General features: G+C 66.0%; 3 protein-coding genes. All 3 read left to right on the plus strand.

Translation table 11 applies throughout. The annotated features are described in order from the left end of the window. The coding region (gene mbhE / locus QB898_RS12825; protein ID WP_279525265.1) for a hydrogen gas-evolving membrane-bound hydrogenase subunit E at positions 1 to 1,801 on the plus strand (1,801 nt) is incomplete at its 5' end. Further along, on the plus strand, positions 1,801 to 2,145 hold the full coding sequence (locus QB898_RS12830; RefSeq protein WP_050715274.1) for a Na+/H+ antiporter subunit C: 345 nt from the start codon (positions 1,801 to 1,803) through the stop codon (positions 2,143 to 2,145). The genes mbhE and QB898_RS12830, both read left to right, overlap by 1 nt. Beyond that, on the plus strand, positions 2,145 to 3,563 hold a 1,419-nt coding region (locus tag QB898_RS12835), incomplete at its 3' end, for a monovalent cation/H+ antiporter subunit D (RefSeq protein ID WP_279525266.1). The genes QB898_RS12830 and QB898_RS12835, both read left to right, overlap by 1 nt.

Genomic DNA, 3,563 nt, shown 5'->3' on the forward strand with positions numbered 1-3,563 from the left:
CATGGCGGGCGTGCCGCTGATGAACGGCTTTCTCTCCAAGGAAATGTTTTTTGCCGAAACGGTGGACTTCATGAGTCCCCAGCCGTGGGTGGAAGACGCGCTGCCCATCGCCGCCACAGTGGCGGGCATGTTCGCGGTGGTGTATTCGCTGCGCTTTACGGTGGACATCTTCTTTGGCCCGCTGGCAACCGATTTGCCGCGCAAGCCGCATGAACCCGTGCGCTGGATGCGCCTGCCGGTGGAGCTGCTGGTGGTGGCCTGCCTGGTGGTGGGCATGGCGCCCAACTGGTCGGTAGGGCCGGTGCTGGAAATGGCGGCGCAAGCGGTGCTGAACGGGCCAACGCCGCATTACAGCCTGGCGGTGTGGCACGGCTTGAACAAGCCCATGGTGATGAGCCTGGTGGCGCTGGCGGGCGGCTTTGCGCTCTATCTTTGGCTGGGTCGCGCGATGGAGGCGGGGCGCTTCAAAAAACCGCCTTTCATTGGCGGGCTGGATGGGCAGCGCCTGTTTCAGGGCGCGCTGGTGTGGCTGGATGGCGCCGTGCGCCGGGCGCTGCGCCTGGCCAGCAGCCAGCGCTTGCAGCCGCAGATGTTTTTGCTGGTGTTCGCGGCCGTAGCGGTGGCGGCGGCGTCGCTGGGCGGCAATGGCATCAACTGGGGCGACCGCGAGCGCGTGCCGGGCAGCGTGCTTTTCGCGCTGCTGTGGACGGCAGGCGGCCTGTGCGCGCTGACGGCTGCGGCGCAGGCCAAGTTCCATCGCCTGGCGGCGCTCATTCTGGTGGGCAGCGTGGGGCTGATGGTGTGCCTGACCTTCATGTGGTTTTCTGCGCCCGATCTGGCGCTCACGCAGATTGCGGTGGAAGTGGTGACCACCATTCTTTTTCTGCTGGGCTTGCGCTGGCTGCCCAAGCGGCTGGATACGGAGCCGGCGCGCCTGGGGCTGCGGGTGCGGGTGCGGCGCGCACGCGATCTGGTGCTTTCGGTGGTGACTGGCGGCGGCATGGCGCTGCTGGCTTACGCCATGATGACGCGGCCTGCGCCGCAGAGCATTTCGCCCTTTTTCATTGACCGCGCGCTGCCCGAAGGCGGCGGGGCCAACGTGGTGAATGTGATGCTGGTGGACTTTCGCGCTTTCGACACGATTGGCGAAATCACGGTGCTGGGCATCGTGGCGCTGACGGTGTATGCGCTGCTCAGGCGCTTTCGCCCCCCGCGCGAGAGCGTGCAAGCGCCAGAGCAGCAGCGCGTGATTCCGGCAGACCTGAATACCGATCTCATCAATCCGCGCACGGCCAAAGACTCGGCCCTGGGTTACATGCAGGTGCCTGCCACGCTGGTGCGGCTGCTGTTGCCGATTGCGGGCGTGGTGGCTGCTTACATCTTCATGCGCGGGCATAACGAGCCGGGCGGCGGCTTCGTGGCGGGGCTGGTGCTGTCCATCGCCCTGCTGGCGCAATACATGGTGGCGGGCACGCAGTGGGTGGAAGCGCGGTTTCAGCTTCAGGTGATTCGCTGGATAGGCGTGGGCTGGCTGCTGGCGCTGGCCACGGGGCTGGGGTCGCTGTGGTTCGGCTACCCGTTTCTGACCACGCACGCCATGCATGTGACGCTGCCGCTGGTGGGTGAAGTGCATGTGCCCAGCGCCACGTTCTTTGACGCGGGCGTGTTCGCCGTGGTGGTGGGCGCCACGCTGCTCATTCTCACGGCGCTGGCGCACCAGTCGCTGCGCGCGCACCGCACGGCGCTCAAGAAGGCCGCTGCACATGCCGCCGCGCCGCAAGGCGAAGGAAAGCAAGACTGATGGAAGTCATTCTGGCCATCGTCATCGGCGTGCTGGGCGGCTCCGGCGTGTGGCTGGTGCTGCGGCCGCGCACGTTTCAGGTGCTCATGGGGCTGTCGCTGCTGTCGTATGCCGTCAATCTGTTCATTTTTGCCATGGGCAGCCTGCTGCTGGCGCGCGAGCCGATCGTGCAGGCGGGCGTCGCGCCCACGCTGGAGAACTACACCGACCCGCTGCCGCAATCGCTGGTGCTCACGGCCATCGTCATCGGCTTTGCCACATCGGCGCTGTTTCTGGTGGTGATGATGGCCCTGCGCGGCCTGACCGGAAACGACCACGTGGACGGGCAGGAGAGGGACGGCTGATGGATGCGCTGATTGCCCGCTTGATGCCGCATCTGATCGTGATGCCCGTGCTGCTGCCGCTGGGCACGGCGGCGCTCATGCTGCTGCTCGGGCCGCAGCGCAGGCCGCTGAAGGCCGTGGTGAACGTGGCTTCGTGCCTGCTGGGGCTGTGCGTGTCGCTGGCGCTGCTGCGCTGGACGCTGACCGAGGGCGGCGCAGCGGCAGTGGGCATTTACATGCCTTCCAACTGGCCCGTGCCTTACGGCATCGTGCTGGTGCTGGACCGCCTCTCGGCCATGATGCTGGCGCTGACTTCGCTGCTGGCGCTGGCGGCGGTGCTTTATTCGTCGGCGCGCTGGCACAAGGCGGGGGTGTATTTCCACCCGCTGTTCCAGTTGCAGGTGATGGGCTTGTCGGGGGCTTTTCTCACGGGCGACTTGTTCAACCTGTTTGTTTTCTTCGAGATCATGCTCACGGCCTCCTACGGCCTGCTGCTGCATGGCTCCAGCCCGGCGCGGGTGCGCGCGGGGCTGCACTACATCGCCGTCAATCTGATGGCTTCCACGCTGTTTCTCATTGGCATTGCCATGCTCTATGGCGTGACGGGCACGCTGAATCTGGCTGACATGGCCATGATGGTGCCCGCCATCGCCGAAGACGACCGGGGCCTGCTGCACGCGGGCGCGGCCATCATGGCCATTGCCTTTTTGGTCAAGGCGGCCGCCTGGCCGCTCAATTTCTGGCTGCCGGCGGCCTACTCCAGCGCCGCCGCGCCGGTGGCTGCGCTCTTTGCCATCATGACCAAGCTGGGCGTGTATGCCGTGCTGCGCGTGTGGACGCTGCTGTTTCCGGCCAGCGCGGGCGTATCGGCCCTGTTTGGCGGCGATCTGCTCATCTGGATGGGGCTGGCGACGGTTGCCTTCGGGGCCATTGGCGTTTTGGCCACGCAGCAGCTGGCGCGCATGACGGCGTTTGCCGCCATCCTGTCATCAGGCACGCTGCTGGCGGCCATTGGCTTTGGCCAGCCTGCCGTGACGGGCGCGGCGCTGTATTACGCCTTCAGCTCCACGCTGGCGATTGCGGCGCTGTTTTTGCTGATTGAGCTGGTCAAGCGCGCCAGCGAGAGCGAAGAGCAAATTGCCCTGATCAGCGACACGGTTTTCGAAGAAGACGAGGCTTTTGCCGACTACCAGGCCAGCCCCGCTTCGCTGCCCGACGTGAATCTGGACGATGACGAGCAGGCGCTGATTGGCCGCGCCATTCCCTTCGCCATGGCGTTTCTGGGCCTGTCGTTCGCGCTCTGCGCCCTGCTGATTGCGGGGCTGCCGCCGCTGTCGGGCTTCATTGGCAAGTTCGCCATGCTCACGGCGCTGCTTCAGCCAGCGGGCATGGGCGCGGCCATGCCAGAGGCTGCCAGCTTGCCGGTTAATGAAGCCGCA

The organism is Ottowia cancrivicina, from assembly GCF_029813755.1.
In the GTDB taxonomy this organism is placed as follows: domain Bacteria; phylum Pseudomonadota; class Gammaproteobacteria; order Burkholderiales; family Burkholderiaceae_C; genus Ottowia; species Ottowia massiliensis.